Genomic DNA, 16,917 nt, shown 5'->3' with positions numbered 1-16,917 from the left:
GCTCGATTTTGCTAAAAACACCGCGAGGCCGTCTCGACCCAGGGGTCGAGACGGCCTCGCGGTTTAGAATCCGTCGTCGAGGCAAACTCTCCCGGGTCGAGATCAACCCGGGAGCTTGGCCTGGAGCGCCTCGTCCGGATTGTCCAGCGAGGCCACGATCTCGTCACCCTTGGGTTCCGCGACGCCCCCCGGACGCTTGCCGATCAGGGCCTCGATCTCGGAGACCGAGAGGACCTCTCGCTCGATCAGGGCCTCGGTCAGTTTTTCCAGGTCGTCGCGGTGCTCCTCCAGGAGTCGGTAGGCCCGCTCGTCGGCCTCCCGGAGGATCCGCCCGACCTCCTCGTCGATGATCTGGGCCGTGTGCTCGGAGTGGTCGCGGGTCTCGGTGATCTCCCGGCCGAGGAAGGGGTTCTCGTCGGAATCGCGGAACGAGACCGGGCCGATCCGCTGGCTCATCCCGAACTGGGCGACCATCATCCGGGCCAGGCGTGTGGACCGCTTGAGGTCGTCGGCGACGCCCGCCGAGAGGTCGTCGAACATCAGACGCTCGGCGGCTCGGCCTCCCAGGGCGACCGCGAGCATGGCCCGGATGTCCCGCTCGTAATAGCTCATCCGGTCCTCGGCCGGGAGGTACTGGGTCATGCCCAGGGCCCGCCCTCGGGGGATGATCGTCACCTTGTGGACCGGGTCGGCCTCGGGGATCAGCCAGGCGACCAGGGCGTGCCCGACCTCGTGATAGGCGGTCAGCCGCTTCTCCTTCTCGGTGATGATCTCCTCGCGTTTGGCCCCCATCAGGACCTTGTCGCGGGCCGAGTCGAAATCGGCCATGTCGACCTTGTCCTTGTCCTCGCGGGTGGCCAGCAGGGCGGCCTCGTTGACGAGGTTGGCCAGGTCGGCACCCGACATCCCGACGGTCCCCCGCGCGATCCCGTCGAGGTCGACGTCCTCGGCCAGCGGGATGTTCCGGGTGTGGACCTTGAGGATCTCGAGTCGCCCCTTCTTGGTCGGGCGGTCGACGGTCACGTGGCGGTCGAATCGGCCGGGGCGGAGCAGGGCGGGGTCGAGGACGTCGGGCCGGTTGGTGGCGGCCAGGACGATCACGCTCTCATTCGGGGCGAAGCCGTCCATCTCGGTCAGGATCTGGTTGAGCGTCTGCTCGCGCTCGTCATGCCCGCCGCCGAGCCCCGCGCCTCGGACCCGGCCGACGGCGTCGATCTCGTCGATGAACAGGATGCAGGGGCTATTCTCCTTCGCGGTCTTGAACATGTCGCGGACCCGGCTGGCGCCGACCCCGACGAACATCTGGATGAACTCCGAGCCCGAGATCGAGAAGAACGGGACCCCGGCCTCGCCCGCGACCGCACGGGCCAGCAGGGTCTTGCCCGTCCCCGGCGGGCCGTTGAGCAGGACCCCCTTGGGGATCCGCCCGCCGAGCCTCTGGAACTTCTCGGGGTTCTTGAGGAACTCGACGATCTCCTGGAGCTCGCTCTTGGCGTTCTCCAGCCCGGCGACCTCTTCGAAGGTGGTCCGCTGCTTCGACTTGTCGTGCCGCTTGGCCGGACTCTTGACGAAGCTGCCCAGGATCCCGCCATCGAACTGATCACGCGCCCGGCGCATCATCAGGTAGACCAGCAGGATGAATCCCAGGGTCGGGATCAGGAGCGACATCCAGACCAGGCCGCTGGCATTCTGGGGGGCCACCGGATCGATCCGGGTCGGCTCGTTCTTCTTGAGGACGGGCTGGCCCTCCTTATCGACCTTCGGCTTGCCGTCCTCGTCGTGGGCCTGGCGGCTTTTCAACTCGGCGATGACCGGCGCGATCATCTCCTCGGACGGGAACGAGGTCGTGAACTTCGAGACATTCTTGATCGGCGGGAGCGGTGCGGGGGGGGCGTAGGCCGCTTCCTTGAAGAGCTTCCCGTGGATCAGCAAGCCTTCGGTCGTCAGATATTCGATGTTGTCGGAGTGGACCTGTTCCATGAACCAGGGGCTGAAGTTGACCGAGGTCTCGTTCTTGCCCGAGAGGACATAGGTGATCAATGCCACCACGGCGATCAGGAAGATCCAGATCCAGGGGGGAGTCGGCGAGCCGCCCGTTCCACCGGGCTTGCGCCCGCCGGTCGAGGGACGGCGCGTTGGCTCCTGAGGCGGTCGACTCTCCATGACGTATTAATTCCCTAATGACCCGACCACGGTGGCGGGGATATAAAGCCGCGGTGTTAGCCTCGGGGAGATCCCTGGCATCGTTATTGTAGACCAATCCGACATAAAAGTCAGCGTCTGACGCAGGGGCCGCCGACCGCTCAATGGTGGAGGCTTTCCAGCCACTTCTCGCAATCGATGGCCGCGGCGCATCCCGATCCGGCCGCGGTGATCGCCTGTCGATAATGGGTGTCGACCACGTCTCCGGCGGCGAAGACCCCCTCGACACTGGTGGCCGTCCCGTAGTTGGCCATCGATTGGAGGAGCCCGGCGGGGGCCTCGATGTCCTTCCAGGCCAGCGCGGTCCGGTTCAGGAGGTAGCCCTCGGCCGTCATCGCGAGCTGGCCCTCGAAGGCCTCGGTGTTGGGGGAGTGGCCGATCGCCAGGAAGAGCCCGTCGACCATCAGATCGCGGGTCGAGCCGTCCTTGGTCGACTTAAGCCGGACGCCGCTGAGGCTCTTGTGCCCCTGCTTCTCCCCGAGGTATTCCACCGGGACCGAATCCCAGGCGTAGTCGATCTTGGGGTTCTTGAAGATCCGATCCTGCATGACCTTGGAGGCCCGAAGTTCGTCCCGCCGGTGGATCAGGGTCACCTGGCTGGCGTGGCGGGTCAGGAAGGTGGCCTCCTCGACCGCCGTATCGCCCCCGCCGACCACCGCGACCTTCCGGCCCTTGTACAGGGCCCCGTCGCAGGTGGCGCAGGTCCCCAGGCCGTACCCCATGAAGGTCATCTCGTCGGGCAGCCCCAGGGTCCGGGCCGTGGCCCCGCTGGCGATGATCAGGGCGTCGGCGGTGTACTCGATCAGGTTTCCTTCGAGGTTGTATGGGTCGTCATTGGTCGTCACCCGAAAGGGGCGTCGAGAGAGGTCGACTTTGACCACCTTCTCCATCCGGCAGTCGGCCCCGAACTTCTGGGCCTGCTGCTTGATCCGCTCCATCAAGTCGGGGCCGAGCACGCCTTCGGGGAAGCCGGGGAAGTTCTCGACCTCGGTGGTCCAGGTCAACTGGCCGCCGGGCTCCTTCCCCTCCAGGACGACCGGCGCCAGGTTGGCGCGGGCCGCGTAGAGTGCGGCGGTCAACCCGGCCGACCCCGAACCGATCACGATCACTGCGGAATGCGACATCGTTCCCTCGCCCGGGCCGGGCGTCCCCCAGTTGGGCACGCCCTCGCCCCCAAGCCTCGGATGGTGGGTGTTCCCTTCATGCTGCCAGAAATCGCCCCGATTGTCCAAGCGCACGGGATCGACCGGCCTCGAAACCGTCGAGCCGGTGCCGACCGCATCGATTCGATACGAAGGGAACCTTAAGTAAGCTCGACAACGGCTTTCGCAGAATTGCCGGTCGAGGCTCGCCCATGACCTAGGATTGTGATGAATACCCGCCCGCTTCCGGACGAGACGAGGGCATGTCGGGCGTTGGTAGGAGGTCCACTTGAGGTCAAATCGAGGACGAACCACATGCTGGTGCTGACCCGGAAGCTGATGGAAAAGCTGTACATCGGTGACAACGTTTGCGTCACCGTGGTCCGGCTGGAAGGGGGACAGGTCCGGCTCGGGATCGAGGCCCCTCGGGAGATCGCGGTGGTCCGAGCCGAGTTGCTCGACGGGCGGCACGCCGGCCCGAGGGAAGACCTGGCCGAATCGCCGCCCCCGGCCCCGATGGGGCTCAGGACTCGACCAATCGAGGCTCGCGGAATCGATATCCGACGCCGCGGACTGTCTCGATAAGATCGGCGGCCTCCCCGAGTTTCTTCCGGAGGCTCTTCACGTGGACGTCGATGGTCCGTTCCAGGACCACGGCGTCCTCGCCGATCGCCGCGTCCATCAGCTCGTGACGGGTGAAGGCCCGCCCGGCCTGCCGGAGCAGCGTCTGGAGGAGTCGGAACTCGGTGGGAGTCAGGATCAATTCCTCGTTCTGGAACAGGGCCCGGTGGCGATGGCGATCGATCACCACCCCCTGGCACTCGTAGATGTTCGTCGAGGCCGGCTCGTCCTGGAGCTGACGACGCCGGAGTTCCTTCTTGATCCGCTGGACCAGGACCTTCATCGAGTAGGGCTTGGTCACGTAGTCGTCGGCCCCGGTGGCGAATCCGACCAGCTGGTCGGTCTCCTCGGCCTTGGCGGTGACCATGATGATCGGGATCTCGCGAGTCCGGCTGCCCTGCTTCAGCTCGCGGCAGACTTCCAGTCCCCCCTTGAGCGGGAGCATCAGGTCCAGGACCACCAGGTCGGGCAGCTTGATCTGGGCCTGCCGGAGCCCGTCCTGGCCGTCGTGGGCCACCAGGACCTCGAATCCCTCGCGCTCCAGGTTGTAGGAGAGGACCTCGACCAGGGACCGCTCGTCTTCCACCAGCAGGATCTTGGGATTGGGCATGGGCGGTTCGTCTCTCGGGAGGCTCGACCCTCGAAGATTCCCCTACTATTCTAGCAGCCCTGATGACCGTGGCATGAAGAAGCGTTGAAGAAGCGATGTCCCGCCGCGGAATTGTGAAGGGTCAGCCGATCCGGCCGGTGATGTACGCCTCGGTCCGGGCGTCCTTGGGATTGGTGAAAAGTTGGTCGGTCGGGCTGAATTCGGCGACGATCCCGGTCCGAGTGCCGTCGGCCACCGAGTCGTCCAGCATCATGCAGGCGGTCATATCGCTGACCCGCCGGGCCTGCTGCATGTTGTGGGTAACGATGACGATCGTGTAATCGGCCTTCAGGTCGTCCATGAGGTTCTCGACCTTGGCCGTGGCGATCGGGTCGAGCGCCGAGCAGGGTTCGTCCATCAGGATCACTTCGGGTTCGACGGCCAGGGTCCGGGCGATGCAGAGACGTTGCTGCTGTCCACCGGAGAGGTCCAGGCCCGATCGGTGGAGCTTCCCCTTCACCTCATCCCAGAGTGCCGCGCGTCGGAGCGACTTCTCGACGAGTTCGTCCATATCCCCCCGATAGCCGTTGATCCTCGCCCCCCAGGCGACGTTCTGATAGATGCTCTTGGGGAACGGGTTGGGCTTCTGGAAGACCATGCCGATCCTCCGACGGAGGGCGACCGCGTCGACGTCGGGGCCGGCGAGATCCCGGTTGTCGAAGGTGATCCGGCCTTCCATCCGGGCCCCGGCGATCAGGTCGTTCATCCGGTTGAAGCAGCGGAGGAAGGTGCTCTTGCCGCAGCCCGAGGGTCCGATCAAAGCGGTGATCCGATTCCGGGGGATCTCGATCGTGATCTCGCGAAGGGCCAGCGAGGCACCATACCAGACCGAGAGGCCCTGGGTGGCCAGGACGACCGGGTCGGACGCCGACGGGCCGGCCAGCTCGACCGGTGCTTTGACGTCGGAGATGCTCATGATCGGCTCAACCTCGGGAGGATCGGGCGGAACGGTTACGGATGATGATGGCCGTCGCGTTCATGGTCAGCAGCAAGGCCAGGAGGAGCAGGATACCTCCCGCGGCGACCCCCTGGAACGCGACGGCGGGCTCCTTGGCGTAATTGTAAATCTCGACCGGCAGCGCGGTGTACCGACTCGATGGCCCTTTCGGGAGGCTGAGGATCGAGCCGACCGCCCCGACCATCAACAACGGGGCCGTCTCGCCGATGGCTCGCGAGAGGGCCAGGATCACCCCGGTCAGGATCCCCGGCAGGGCCGAGGGCAAGACGTGGTCGCGGACGACCTGCCAGCGCGAGGCCCCGAGCGCCATCGCCGCCTGCCGGAGCGACAGGGGGACGGTCCGGAGGGCTTCCTGGGTCGCGATCACGATCACCGGGAGGATCAGGAGGCTCAGAGTCAGGCCCCCGACCAGGAGGGTCGGCCCCATCGCGAACGACCGGAATCCGAACGCCCGATAGAACACCGCCAGGCCCAGGAGCCCATAGACGATCGACGGCACGCCGGCCAGGTTGGCGATATTCAGCTGGATCAGGCGACGGAGTCGTCCCGCCGGCGCGTATTCCTCCAGGAAGACCGCCGCACCCACGCCGGCCGGGATCGCGATGGCCGTCACCAGGCCCAGGAGCCAGAGCGTGCCGGCGATCCCCACCCGATAGCCCGCCTTCGCCGGGTTGTTCGAGCGGAGCGACGACATCAGGTGGCCGAGGGTCGAGAGGATCGAGCCGTCTGTCGAACTCCGGTAGACCGCCGCGACGACCGATCCCAGCAGGATCGCGAGCACGACGACCCCGCTCAGCGTGGCCAGCAGGCAGGCCAGGCCGAAGAGCGGCCCGATCACGCGTCGCGAGCGACGATCCGGCTCGTATCGCGGAGATTCGGCCTGCGAGATCATTGGTAGGTCTCTCGGAAACGCCGCAAGACGACCAGGGAGAACAGGTTGAAGACCAGCGTGATGAAGAAGAGGGTCATGCCGACCGCGAACAGGGAGAGGGCCTCGGCCGAGCCCTCGGCCGCCTCGCCGCTGGCCACGCCGACGATGTAGGCGGTCATGGTCTCGATCGAGGTCAAGAGATTGAGGGAGATCTGGGGTCGGGACCCGGCGGCCAGGACGACGGCCATCGTCTCGCCGATGGCCCGGCTGATGGCCAGGATGAACGAGGAGATCACCCCCGAGAGCGCCGCGGGCAGGACGATCCGGGTCGAGACCTCGAACTTGGTCGCCCCGAGCCCATAGCCCGCCTCCCGAAGACCGCGAGGGACGGCCGAAAGCACGTCCTCGCTCAGCGAAGAGACCATCGGAATTACCATGATCCCCACCACGACGCAGGCGCTCAGGGCGTTGAAGGTCTCGACCGAGAATCCCAGCGGGGTAACCATCCAGCGGATCACGGGGGTCACCAGCAGCAGGGCCAGATAGCCGTAGACGATCGTCGGGATGCCGGCCAGCAGTTCCAGGACCGGCTTGAGGATGGAACGAACCCGCCTCGGGGCATACTCGCTCAGGAAGATCGCGCTGAGCAGCCCGATCGGCAGGGCGATGATCGACGAACCGACGGCGACCACCATCGTCCCCCAGATCAGGGGCAGGATCCCGAACCGGGGCGGGATCGCCTCCGGTTCGAGGTCGGTCCCGGTCAGGAATCCCAGGGGGGACTCGCCCGAGACTCGGAAGAACTGGAAGGTCTCGACTCCCAGGACCACGACGATCCCGACCGTCGTCAGGACCGTGATCGCCGCGCACGCGAAGAAAAAGGCCCCGATCCCGAGCTCCTCGACCACGCGAAACGGCGACGGCCCCGCCCATGGGGTGCGGGTGGCGTCGGGCCGTTCGTTCACGAGCGGGGTGGACAAGGGTCGCTAACTCCCCGGAGAGAGGGACGAGTCGGAACCGGCAGGGGACCGGGATCAGGAGGCGGGCTTCACTTCGGCTTCATTGGTCTGGATGTCCGTGGCGGTCGGCGGGACATACTTCGCTTCGGTGGCCAGTTCGCCGATGTTGGCGAGATAGTACTTGATGAAGGCCGCCACGGCGGGACGTCGGTACGACTTCTTCTTCACGTAGAGGAAGAGGGGTCGAGAGAGTGGGGTATATTCCTTGGAAAGGATCGTTTCCGGGCTCGGCATGACGGCCGGGCTCTCCTGATCCTTCTTGATCGGCACGGCGCGGAGTGTTTCCGAGTATTCCTTGAAGTAGGCGTAACCGAAATAGCCGAGCCCGTCGGTGTCACCGGCCACGCCCCGGACCAGGATGTTGTCGTCGGAGCTGGCCTGGACGTCCTTCCGCTGGCTTCGGGCCTTGCCCACGACCGCCTCGGTGAAGAACTCGAAAGTCCCCGACTTGTCGTCAGGCGAGTAGAGTTTGATCTCGCGATCGGGCCAGGAGGGGTCGAGGTCTTTCCAGGTCTTGACCTGGCTGTCGGGTTCCCAGAGCTTCTTGAGCTGATCGACCGTCAGTTCCTTGACGAAATCATTCTTCGGATTGACGACCACGGTGATCCCGTCGTAACCGACGATAAACTTGAACCAGTCCAGGCCTTGCGACCTGGCCTTGGCCTCTTCCTCGGGCTTGGCGGATCGAGAGGCATCGACGATATCCACCTCATCCCGCAGGTACTTGGTGAACCCGCCCCCGGTCCCCGAGTTCCCGACGACGACCTGGACGTCGCCGTCCACCTTCGCGAAGCCTTCCTGGGCCGCCGTGCTGATCCGGTAGACGGTGCTGGAACCGTCGACGACCACGGTCCCCGATTCGCCCGAACCTTCCTTCGAAGCCTCACCCCCGCCGCAACCGCCCAGGGTCAGGGTGGCGGACAGGGCCAGCATCCAGAGGTGTCGCGAGCGACGGCGTTCCGGTCGAGTCTTGAACATGATGGCCTCGGTCTTCGGAGGGAGAGTCCGCCCCGATCGGGTTCGCCGACGGACGAACCAGATAATCTACCAGGACTTCATGACGATTTTGTGAAGTCGTCGAGGATTCCGGCAGATCTCAGGTCACGGGGCGATATCTCGGCAACTGGACGGTGAATCTGGTCCCCTCGCCGACCCGGCTATCGACGGCGATCTCGCCCCCGATCGACTGGATCAGGTGTTTGACAATCGAGAGGCCCAGGCCGGTCCCGCCCATCTCGCGACTCCGGGCCTTGTCGACCCGGTAGAAGCGTTCGAACACTCGCGGGAGGTCATCTCGGGGGATCCCGATCCCGGAGTCCGCCACGTCGATCGAGACGGCCTGATCGGTGGGCCGACAGACCACGCGGATCCACCCCCCTTCGGGGGTGTATTTGATCGCATTGTCGATGAGATTGTCGAGGATCTGGTGGACGGCCTCTTCGTCGGCCAGGACCAGGGTGGCCTCGTCGATCGAGCCGAGGTCGAGATGGAGTTCCAGTTCCTTCGACACCGCTCGGCCTCGGTGGGTCTCGACGCACGACTCGACCACGGCCGAGACCGCCAGCGGGCCATGTTGGAAGGTCTCGTGCCCCGATTCGAGCCGGGCCAGGCTGAGCAGGTCGAGGATCAGCTGATTGAGCCGGTCGGCCTGCTCCTCGATCCGGTTCAGGAACCGGACATTGACCTCTTCATCGTGGAGGGCCCAGTCCAGGAGAGTCTCGGTGTAGGCCTTGATCGAGGCCAGGGGGGTCTTCAGCTCGTGCGAGACGTTCGCCACGAAGTCCTGCCTCATCCGTTCGAGGCGGCGGAGTTCGGTCACGTCGTGGAACACCAGGACCGCACCCGAAGGGAACGAGCCCGGCAGGAGCGATCCGTGAATCGCAAGGACCTTGGGGATCGACCGGGGGAGAACCTCCCGGCCGGGAAGGACGATCTCTCCCCGGTAGGGCACCGGGCTCGTGAGGGTGGTGTCGACCGCCGCCTGGATCTGAGGGCTTCGGATCAACTCGGGGACGAGCCGCCCCACGGCCAGTGGGCCCAGGCCGAAGAGGTCGTCGGCGCTCTTGTTGGCGAAGAGGAGGCGGCGACGGGAGTCGATCGCGATGACCCCCTCGGCCATCCCTCCCAGGACCACCCGGAGCTGTTCCACCTCGCGTTCGAGCCGACCGAGCCGCTCCTGGGTCGCGGGCCCGACGGATTCGAAGTTCCGTGCCAGGCGGCCCAGAGGCCCGGCGAACCGGTGCCTCGAAAGGCGGATCGGCCGCCGTTCGCTCAGGGCGTTCAGCCCACGATCGATCTCACGGATGACCGATAGGCCGCGAAGGATAGCCCGGATTGCCAGCAGCGTCGCGACGAAGACGACGATCGCCCCGGGAATTTCCCAGCCCCATCCGCCCATCAAGCGAGAGCCCTTCGATGCCTGGACCGGCCGGGTCTCGCGCCGGGAGACCATCGATCCGGTCCCACAGTATTGAAGTTCGGCCCCGCCTGGTCAAGCACGAGCGACGAAGGGGCCGGCCGGTCAAGAAGGAGGAGTCTCGCTTTCGAGGGTCCGGGGAAGCTTCGAGAGACAGGAGCGGCACGCGCTATAGTGGGCGGCGAATGCCTCGCGGACCGTGCCGAGTTCGATCAGCTTCGCGGGATCCTTGTGGCGGGTGTGCTGGCAGGTCTTCAGGTGGAAGATCAAGTCGCTACTGCTCCGGGTCCTCACGGCCGGCTCGTCCATCAGATCATCCGGGGAACTGGCCGGGTTGGATGGCCTGGCCACTCGGCGATCCACCTTGCCGAGGAGAGACTCGCTCTCCTGGGGGCTTTGTGCGGGTTCGGTTTTGGGGATCTGGGCGACGTCGGGCCGGGTCGAAAGGGTGACTTCGAGGGCCGGGTCTCCTCGACGGGCGGCGATCCCGAGCGCGAGGCCGAGGATCGAACCGGCGACGGCCAGGACGATGACGATCGCCCTGGCCCGAGAATCTCGAGGCTTTCGCCGGGCGGCCGGTCGCGTGGGGATGCAGCCGGCGAGGGCATCGGCCAGGGCCAACGCGGACGGATATCGATCCTCGGGGCGGAGTGCCAGCGCCTTCATGCAGACCCGATCGAGGGTCGAGGAAATGGTCCGGTCGACCGAGCTGGGTGACGGCGGGGTATCCTGCCGATAGGCCTTCCAGAGCGGGGCGTTGCTGGGAAGTTGGGCGGGACGCCGACCGCAGAGCAACTCATAGAGGATGACGCCCAGGCTGTAGACGTCGCTCCGGGCATCGGCCTGGTGTGCCCGGCCGGCGGCGGCCTCGGGGCTCATGTAGTTCGGGGTCCCCAGCACCGTCCCCTCGCGGGTCAGGTCGGAGTCGATGTCATCCCGGCGAGCCAGCCCGAAGTCGGTCAGCCGGGCTCGTCCGGTGTCGTCGATCAGGACATTCGCCGGCTTCAGGTCGCGGTGATAGACCCCCCGACCGTGGGCATGTTCGAGGGCCAGTGCCAGGTCGCGGACGATCCGGACCGCCTGCTCGACGGTGGGGGGATTCAGGTCGCGGACCATCGACAGGGTCCGGCCCGAGACGAGCTGATAGGCGATCCAGCAGCGGCCCCCGTCGCAGCCGGCGTCATGGAGCCCGACGATGTTGGGATGGTCCAGCCTCGCGGCCGCCCGGGCCTCGCGATAGAAACGCTCCATCGCCTTTTCGCCCAGGCGGTTCTCCTTGAGGACCTTCAACGCGACATCCCGGTCGAGGTGAGGGTCGTAGGCCCGGTAGACCTGGCCATATCCCCCCTCGCCGAGGGGCTGGAGGATCTCGAAGCGACTGATCCGGCAGGATCTAGAAACGAAAGCGCCGCCGTCCTGGAACGTCGACGGCTCGGACTCCGGGGGGGGAGTCGGCACGCTCGAGCGATCGAGCGGGGTCGTGTCCGGATCGAACCGGGCTCGGTCGCTCCTGACTCCGCAGAAAGGGCAGGTCACCGGCGTCTCCTTGTCCTCTCGGCTCGATAATTCGAGGCTCTGGAGGCAAGAGTAGCAGACCGTCCGGACTGGTGGACGCATGGGTGCCGCTCCCTGGTACTCAATCGAGGGGCCCGAGCTGGAATGCCCTCGACAAGCCTAGGTCAGAGCCAGCGGTTGTCAAAAAAGGGAGTGCATGGAACCGGATGCACGCGCAGGATGAGCGGTGGCCATTTAGAACCGAGGGCCAACAATCGTCGGACCCACCTGCGGTGCGGGCGAGCCCGACTCGCGGAGGGTCGCGGCGAGAGATCAGGAGCGGAATCGAAGTAGGCTCTCGGCCTCGATGGGGAGCGGGGCTCCCGCTTGCTGTTCGAGGCCCTGGAGCCGGAAGGGTCCCACCTCGTCGCTCGGATCGTTCCGGGGATCGAACGTCATCCGGGCGAGGCGCAACTCCGTTTCCTGGACGGCCGAATCCCGGTCGCCGAGGCCGAATTCCGCCTCTTCGAGACGGTCGGCTTCATCGACATCGCCGCTCCTGAGTCGACTGGCACACGCGGCCCGATTCAGGGCATCGCGAACTTCGAGGGGGAGTGCGAGGTCCTTGAAGTCGAGGGCCGAGACCTCCAGCCCAAAGCTGGCCGCCGATTCCCCGACCAGTCGGTGGAGCTCCTCGCCGATCTCGTCGCGGCCATCAATGATCTCCCCCAGGCTCAAGCTTCGGAGGGTCCGTCGGGCCGAGGTCTGCGCCTCGACGAGCAGTCGCTCTTCGAAATTCCGGGACTCAAGGGCCGCCGCCCGGGGATCGGCGACCCGATAATGGACGACGAAGCTGGCCGAGATCGTGGCACAGTCCGCCGTCAGGAGGTCCCGGACGACGACCGTCAGGTCGCGCCCGCGGACGTCCATCAAGCTGACCTCGACCTGGGGCGAACAAGCCCCGAACATCCGCATCAAAAAGGAAGGGGCTCGGGGGATCCGGTGGCAGCCGGCCGGCAAGATCTCGCGGAGAACGCCGTTCTCGTAGAGGAGGCCGCGATGCGTTTCTTTGATGATAATCGTGAGGTGCCGACTCATGAGGAAATCCTTTCCAGAGAGGACCCACGCGACGAGTTCAGGCCCCGGGTTCGGCGGTCGATGTTCCCGGGATCTCGGACGGGGCGGGGGTGAGTCCCGCGATCCTTGATCTCGTCGATATCATCGAGGACCGAGAGGTGAGGCCGACGGGGCGGAAGCTCTGGCTCGTCGCGAGCGATCGTAGGTGCCGGAGGAGTGTATCGCGGCGGCGAGCCTCCCGGCAAGCGTCAAGATCTGCCGCCGGGCTCGTCTTTCAAGGCGGCGCCGGACGCGATTGCCGGACCTCCTCGAAGCCCGGAGGCGATGGGGCCGACGATCGGGGAAGGGCGACCGGGCGGGACTCGCCGCCCGGCCGCGAAATCCTCGCTTCGGAGGGTCGTCAAGCCCCGTCCGGGAAGTTATCCTGATACCTTATTGATGGCGAAGGGAGCAACCTGGGCTGGTCCGGGCGGGAAACGGGCGATGATCGAACGAGGCGGCGGCGGTAATCGTGGCGAAAATCGGCCCCCCGCCAAAGGGAGGGGGGGAAGACCGACGGCTCCCGGTCGTCGACCAGGGGCCGCGGGTGCCAAGGGGGGAGCCTCCCGACGGGGTGGGCTGGGACTGAAGCGGCTGGGCGGCGACGACTTCGTCCTGATCCACCCGAAATGCGTCCGCGAGATGGAGCTCGACTACGAGGAAGGGATCGAACTCCGGAAGGCCGGAGATCCCGAGGCCGCCCGAGATGCCCTGCGGTTCGCCCTCCAGGGCTGCGGGGATAATATCTGGGTCCACGTCGCCCTGGGGCGGATCGCCCTGGAGGATTTCAAGGACCCGACCCTCGCTCGGGGGCATTTCGGCTACGCGTTCGAGCTGGCCGAGCGGGCCTTGCCCGGCGGCTTCGGCGGCCGGCTTCCCAGGGAGCACCCTTCGAACCGTCCTCTCTATGAGGCGACCGAAGGGCTGATCGCCTGCCACGAGGCTCTCGGGGCCGCCGACCTCGCCGGGGACCTCAAGCGAAGGCTGGCGGGTTGGTCCCGGCCGGTGGCCCCGCGTCGTCCGGGATGATCCCGGCCTGATCGGGACGTGAGGTCGTCTGAAAAAGCCGAGGCTTGCCGGGCTCTTGCCATTTAACCGATCCCAGTTCGCCCCGTGCCGTCGTCGGTTGGACGGGCATTTCGACTTTAGGATGATTTCGCCTTGCGAGGATTTGGTGATCGAGATAATGTCCCCCGCACAGGGCACGGAGCGAACGGAATCGCCCCCGGCCCGGCCCCGAAACAGGGCGTCGGGCCTCGCGTAACTCAGGACGAGATGATGAGTTCCCGGTGCGATACCACTCCTCCACCGCCCTGGCTTCGCCATCGCTCCCCGCGGGCGTCCCGTCGGGTTTCGATCCCATGATCGTCCGGTCGATCGAAGGTGGCCTGGAAGTCCAGGCCCCGGCGAAGCTCAACCTCTTCCTGGAGATCCTGGGCCGACGCCCCGACGGCTACCACGAGCTGGAGTCGCTGATGGTCGCGACCGACCTACGCGACACGCTCACGTTCGCCGACGACCCGTCGGGCCAGATCCACCTGACCTGCGACGACCCGGCCCTTTCCACCGGCCCGGACAACCTGGTGGTCATGGCGGCCGAGCGGCTGAGGGCCGAGGCCGGCGTGACCCGAGGGGCACGAATCACACTCCGCAAGGCGATCCCGGCGCAGGCCGGGCTGGCCGGCGGATCGTCCGACGCGGCGGCCACGCTGATCGGGCTCGACCGACTCTGGGACCTGGGGGCCTCGCCGGCCATGCTCGATGAGCTGGCGGCGACCATCGGCAGCGACGTCGCCTTCTTCCGGCAAGGCCCCTGCGCCGTCTGCCGGGGGAGGGGGGAGATCGTCGAATCCCGGGCCTTGCCCGTTCCCTTACATATTGTGCTGATCTGCCCGCCGGTCGGGGTCTCGACCGCGGCAGTCTATCGGAACCTGATTCCGCCCGAACGGCCTCGGCCGATCGGGGCGGTCCTGGAGGCCCTGGACTCGGGCGACATCCCGAGCCTGGGGCGGAGTCTCTTCAACCGGCTCCAGCCGGTCGCGGAATCCCTGGAGCCGTCCCTCGGGGCGGTCGGGGAGGCGCTGGTCAATCTCGGCCCGTCGCTGGATGGGCACCTGATGAGCGGGAGCGGCTCGGCCTACTTCGGCCTGGCCCGCGACCGCGATGCGGCGGAGGATGCCGCTCGTCGTCTCGGAGAACTCGGACTGGGACGGGTCCGGGTCGTGACCTGCGGGCCTTGAGCAACAGAGAACGCCACGTAAAGGAGTACTGGCTGTGGAAATCACCGAAGTTCGCATCAAGCTCATGGAAGACAACTCGGGCAGCAACGAGCGGCTGCAGGCCTTCTGCAGCATCACGTTCGACGACATGTTCGTCATCCGTGATCTGAAGATCATCGAGGGGGCCAAGGGCTTCTTCGTGGCCATGCCCTCCCGCAAGCTGACCGACCGATGCGGCCATTGCGGGACGAAGAACCACCTCCGGAGCCGCTTCTGCAACCAGTGCGGCAGCCGACTCGACGAGAACCGGGCCATCCGCGACGCCGACGGCCGGGCCAAGCTCCACGCCGACATCGCCCACCCGATCAACTCGATGTGCCGCGAGAAGATCCAGGGCGCCGTGCTCGCCTCCTACGCCGACGAGCTGGAGCGGTCGAAGCTCCCGGGCTACGTCTCCCGGTACGACGACCTCGACGGCGGCGAGTTCGACATCCCGATGGGTGCCCCGATCCCCGAGCCCGTCGGCTCCGCCGGCAACGAGCCCCCGCTCCGCCGAGGCCCGCTCCGAGGCCACACCCAGCACAGCCGGGGAGGCCTCCGAGGCCCGCACATCTCCCCCCGCAAGGAGACTCCCGCCGAGGGCGTCGTCTCCGATCAGCGCGAGACCTCGCAAGGCTTCGGCGGCGGCCTCTGAGCCACCCGACCGATCATCGATCGACGGCCACGTCGCCCCAAGGGGTGGCGTGGCCGTTGTCGTTTTGCCCAGGCCAAATGGAATTCACGACTGAACTTCCTCAGGGCAAATCGGCCTCGAACTCGATCCGCTGTCCCGGAACCAGGCGGTCGGACTCGATGCTCAGAGCGGGCGAGGGGCCGCCCGACGCGACCCGGAAGACCCGCGACTCCCTCGGCAACAGCCCCTTGAGCGAGTCTTCCGATCGACGCCCGTTCACCGTCGGGAAGGCGTCGTGATAGATGGGTGCGATGCCCACGTTCTCCATCGTAACCTCGGACCGACTCGCCGAGGCCTCGAACCGGGTGACGCGGAACCGGTAACCGCATGCTTGCCCGGCCTCGCGGATCCGCTCCGGCTTCTGGTAGCGTGGCTGACCGTCGCCGATCATGAAGGAGATGTGGAACGTCTCGGCATGGCGTGAGAACTCCACGCCGTGAGGCCCCGTCGCCGAGAGCGCCTCTCGCTGGTCTTTCGGCTCGTAGAAGCTGAACTCACCCCCGGTGGGTGCAACTTTCCAGCGATCTCGCCCCAGCTTATTCCAGTTCGGCTCGTTCACCTCGGCATGGCGAGCGTGATTGAACGAATCGTCGAACAGGCCGAAGGGAAGGGCGAGCAGCCGATCATCGGTCGCGAACGGGGACCAGTTGCTGGCGGCGTCGACCGAGACCATCCAGGGGGTCTGGCGGAACTTCTCGCCCAGCCTGAGGGCGAACTCGCGCTGGAATTCGAGACTCGGGAAGGTCTTGCCCAGCTCCATCGGGCCGTCGTAAATGTGGTATTCGGACCAGAGGCCGAATCCCACCTCTAGGAACGCCAGCCGAGGATCTCGATCGAATTTCTCGGCGAAGCGATCGAAGAATTCCAGAGCGAAGCGGCGCAATTCCGGATGCGACCAGTCGGGGAACCCCGTTCGCTTCTTCTCGCTGTCGGCTTCGAACCCTCGGTAGTCGGGGAGTGCCCGGATGTAGCCGGGAACTCCGGACGCCTTGCCGACGTAGGTGTCATGCCAGCGGAGGACCGCCTGATGCTTCCGACCGGCGATCGCATCGAGCAGCTTCTCGACCGGGGTCCAGTCGTACTCCCCCTTCGCGCGAACCACCTGGTCGTAGGTGAGGTAGCTGTATTCAAGCTGGATCGGCGCGGTCCGAGCTGCCCCGTTGGTCGCCCAGAGGACGATCCCCGTCATCGGCTGAACCTGCTCGATCTTCGATTTCAAGGGGATCGGTCGGAGGTCGTCCTCGGCGAAAGTCGCCGAAGTGATTCCGACCCATAAGGTTACTAGTTTCGAAGTCCAGTAGACGGTGCGCATCGTCATCCTTCGGCGAAAGGGGTGCGTCCATCGGTGACCTGATACCAAATGGCCTGACTGAGTGACTCTTGTAGGGTCCGCTCTGCGGGCCGTATCTCCCGTATCAAAAAGAGGATACGGCCCGCAGAGCGGACCCTACAATGGTGCACTGATCTGGGAGATTCG

Annotated in this window: 15 protein-coding genes; 4 read left to right on the top strand and 11 right to left on the bottom strand. The window is 66.2% G+C overall.

The features are described from left to right. Nucleotides 1-102: 102 nt before the first annotated feature. Both ftsH and trxB read right to left on the bottom strand, forming a co-directional pair. Complete coding sequence (ftsH, locus tag P12x_RS23635; RefSeq protein WP_435007428.1) at nt 103-2,163, bottom strand: ATP-dependent zinc metalloprotease FtsH; 2,061 nt, start codon at nt 2,161-2,163, stop codon at nt 103-105. Between the two features lie 140 nt (nt 2,164-2,303). After that, on the bottom strand, nt 2,304-3,326 hold the full coding sequence (gene trxB / locus P12x_RS23630) for a thioredoxin-disulfide reductase (RefSeq protein WP_435007427.1): 1,023 nt from the start codon (nt 3,324-3,326) through the stop codon (nt 2,304-2,306). A 333-nt stretch (nt 3,327-3,659) separates the two neighbouring features. Here trxB and P12x_RS23625 point away from each other — a divergent pair, with 333 nt between their 5' ends. Next, a complete protein-coding gene (locus tag P12x_RS23625) occupies nt 3,660-3,929 on the top strand; it encodes a carbon storage regulator (RefSeq protein ID WP_435007425.1) in 270 nt (89 codons plus the stop codon). Here the strand turns inward: P12x_RS23625 and P12x_RS23620 are convergent. From P12x_RS23620 to P12x_RS23585, 8 genes are all read right to left on the bottom strand, one after another. Next, nucleotides 3,868-4,575 (bottom strand): response regulator, encoded by a 708-nt coding sequence (locus P12x_RS23620; RefSeq protein WP_435007423.1) that lies wholly within the window; start codon nt 4,573-4,575, stop codon nt 3,868-3,870. The genes P12x_RS23625 and P12x_RS23620 overlap by 62 nt on opposite strands. A 121-nt stretch (nt 4,576-4,696) precedes the next feature. Further along, entirely contained in the window at nt 4,697-5,530 is an 834-nt protein-coding gene (gene pstB, locus P12x_RS23615; RefSeq protein WP_435007422.1) for a phosphate ABC transporter ATP-binding protein PstB, read from the bottom strand. Nucleotides 5,531-5,537: 7 nt separating this feature from the next. Next, nucleotides 5,538-6,464, bottom strand: coding sequence for a phosphate ABC transporter permease PstA (gene pstA, locus P12x_RS23610; RefSeq protein ID WP_435007420.1), 927 nt, complete (start codon nt 6,462-6,464; stop codon nt 5,538-5,540). Further along, nucleotides 6,461-7,423 (bottom strand): phosphate ABC transporter permease subunit PstC, encoded by a 963-nt coding sequence (pstC, locus tag P12x_RS23605; protein ID WP_435007419.1) that lies wholly within the window; start codon nt 7,421-7,423, stop codon nt 6,461-6,463. Before pstC ends, pstA begins: the two co-directional genes overlap by 4 nt. A gap of 54 nt (nt 7,424-7,477) precedes the next feature. Further along, the gene (locus P12x_RS23600) at nt 7,478-8,440 is read right to left on the bottom strand and encodes a PstS family phosphate ABC transporter substrate-binding protein (protein ID WP_435007418.1); all 963 of its coding nucleotides are present in this window, start codon (nt 8,438-8,440) and stop codon (nt 7,478-7,480) included. Between the two features lie 118 nt (nt 8,441-8,558). Further along, a complete protein-coding gene (locus tag P12x_RS23595; RefSeq protein ID WP_435011717.1) occupies nt 8,559-9,860 on the bottom strand; it encodes a sensor histidine kinase in 1,302 nt (433 codons plus the stop codon). Nucleotides 9,861-9,983: 123 nt separating this feature from the next. Beyond that, nucleotides 9,984-11,495, bottom strand: coding sequence for a serine/threonine-protein kinase (locus P12x_RS23590; protein ID WP_435007417.1), 1,512 nt, complete (start codon nt 11,493-11,495; stop codon nt 9,984-9,986). A gap of 210 nt (nt 11,496-11,705) precedes the next feature. After that, nucleotides 11,706-12,470 (bottom strand): SPFH domain-containing protein, encoded by a 765-nt coding sequence (locus tag P12x_RS23585; protein WP_435007416.1) that lies wholly within the window; start codon nt 12,468-12,470, stop codon nt 11,706-11,708. A 462-nt stretch (nt 12,471-12,932) separates the two neighbouring features. Here P12x_RS23585 and P12x_RS23580 point away from each other — a divergent pair, with 462 nt between their 5' ends. The 3 genes from P12x_RS23580 (at nt 12,933) to P12x_RS23570 (ending at nt 15,401) form a co-directional block, all read left to right on the top strand. Next, nucleotides 12,933-13,517 (top strand): tetratricopeptide repeat protein, encoded by a 585-nt coding sequence (locus tag P12x_RS23580; protein WP_435007414.1) that lies wholly within the window; start codon nt 12,933-12,935, stop codon nt 13,515-13,517. Between the two features lie 260 nt (nt 13,518-13,777). Beyond that, nucleotides 13,778-14,728, top strand: coding sequence for a 4-(cytidine 5'-diphospho)-2-C-methyl-D-erythritol kinase (gene ispE / locus P12x_RS23575; protein WP_435007412.1), 951 nt, complete (start codon nt 13,778-13,780; stop codon nt 14,726-14,728). Between the two features lie 34 nt (nt 14,729-14,762). Then, nucleotides 14,763-15,401, top strand: a complete 639-nt coding sequence (locus P12x_RS23570; RefSeq protein ID WP_435007410.1) for a septation protein SpoVG family protein — start codon at nt 14,763-14,765, stop codon at nt 15,399-15,401. Nucleotides 15,402-15,501: 100 nt separating this feature from the next. On the opposite strand, the gene P12x_RS23565 is transcribed toward P12x_RS23570, so the two are convergent. After that, nucleotides 15,502-16,752, bottom strand: a complete 1,251-nt coding sequence (locus P12x_RS23565) for a DUF4832 domain-containing protein (protein ID WP_435007408.1) — start codon at nt 16,750-16,752, stop codon at nt 15,502-15,504. Nucleotides 16,753-16,917: the final 165 nt, after the last annotated feature.

Source organism: Tundrisphaera lichenicola (assembly GCF_051175385.1).
Classification (GTDB): Bacteria; Planctomycetota; Planctomycetia; order Isosphaerales; family Isosphaeraceae; genus Tundrisphaera; species Tundrisphaera lichenicola.
Note: the sequence above shows the minus strand (reverse complement) of the source record. Positions and strands in the feature narration are given on the sequence as shown.

Excerpts from the sequence above, each read along its gene's own strand:
- P12x_RS23625 (WP_435007425.1), top strand. The coding sequence starts at position 3,660 with ATGCTGGTGCTGACCCGGAAGCTGATGGAAAAGCTGTACATCGGTGAC.
- trxB (WP_435007427.1), bottom strand. The coding sequence starts at position 3,326 with ATGTCGCATTCCGCAGTGATCGTGATCGGTTCGGGGTCGGCCGGGTTG.
- pstB (WP_435007422.1), bottom strand. The coding sequence starts at position 5,530 with ATGAGCATCTCCGACGTCAAAGCACCGGTCGAGCTGGCCGGCCCGTCG.
- P12x_RS23595 (WP_435011717.1), bottom strand. The coding sequence starts at position 9,860 with ATGGGCGGATGGGGCTGGGAAATTCCCGGGGCGATCGTCGTCTTCGTC.
- ftsH (WP_435007428.1), bottom strand. The coding sequence starts at position 2,163 with ATGGAGAGTCGACCGCCTCAGGAGCCAACGCGCCGTCCCTCGACCGGC.
- P12x_RS23620 (WP_435007423.1), bottom strand. The coding sequence starts at position 4,575 with ATGCCCAATCCCAAGATCCTGCTGGTGGAAGACGAGCGGTCCCTGGTC.
- P12x_RS23565 (WP_435007408.1), bottom strand. The coding sequence starts at position 16,752 with ATGCGCACCGTCTACTGGACTTCGAAACTAGTAACCTTATGGGTCGGA.
- pstA (WP_435007420.1), bottom strand. The coding sequence starts at position 6,464 with ATGATCTCGCAGGCCGAATCTCCGCGATACGAGCCGGATCGTCGCTCG.
- P12x_RS23580 (WP_435007414.1), top strand. The coding sequence starts at position 12,933 with ATGATCGAACGAGGCGGCGGCGGTAATCGTGGCGAAAATCGGCCCCCC.
- P12x_RS23600 (WP_435007418.1), bottom strand. The coding sequence starts at position 8,440 with ATGTTCAAGACTCGACCGGAACGCCGTCGCTCGCGACACCTCTGGATG.
- P12x_RS23590 (WP_435007417.1), bottom strand. The coding sequence starts at position 11,495 with ATGCGTCCACCAGTCCGGACGGTCTGCTACTCTTGCCTCCAGAGCCTC.
- P12x_RS23585 (WP_435007416.1), bottom strand. The coding sequence starts at position 12,470 with ATGAGTCGGCACCTCACGATTATCATCAAAGAAACGCATCGCGGCCTC.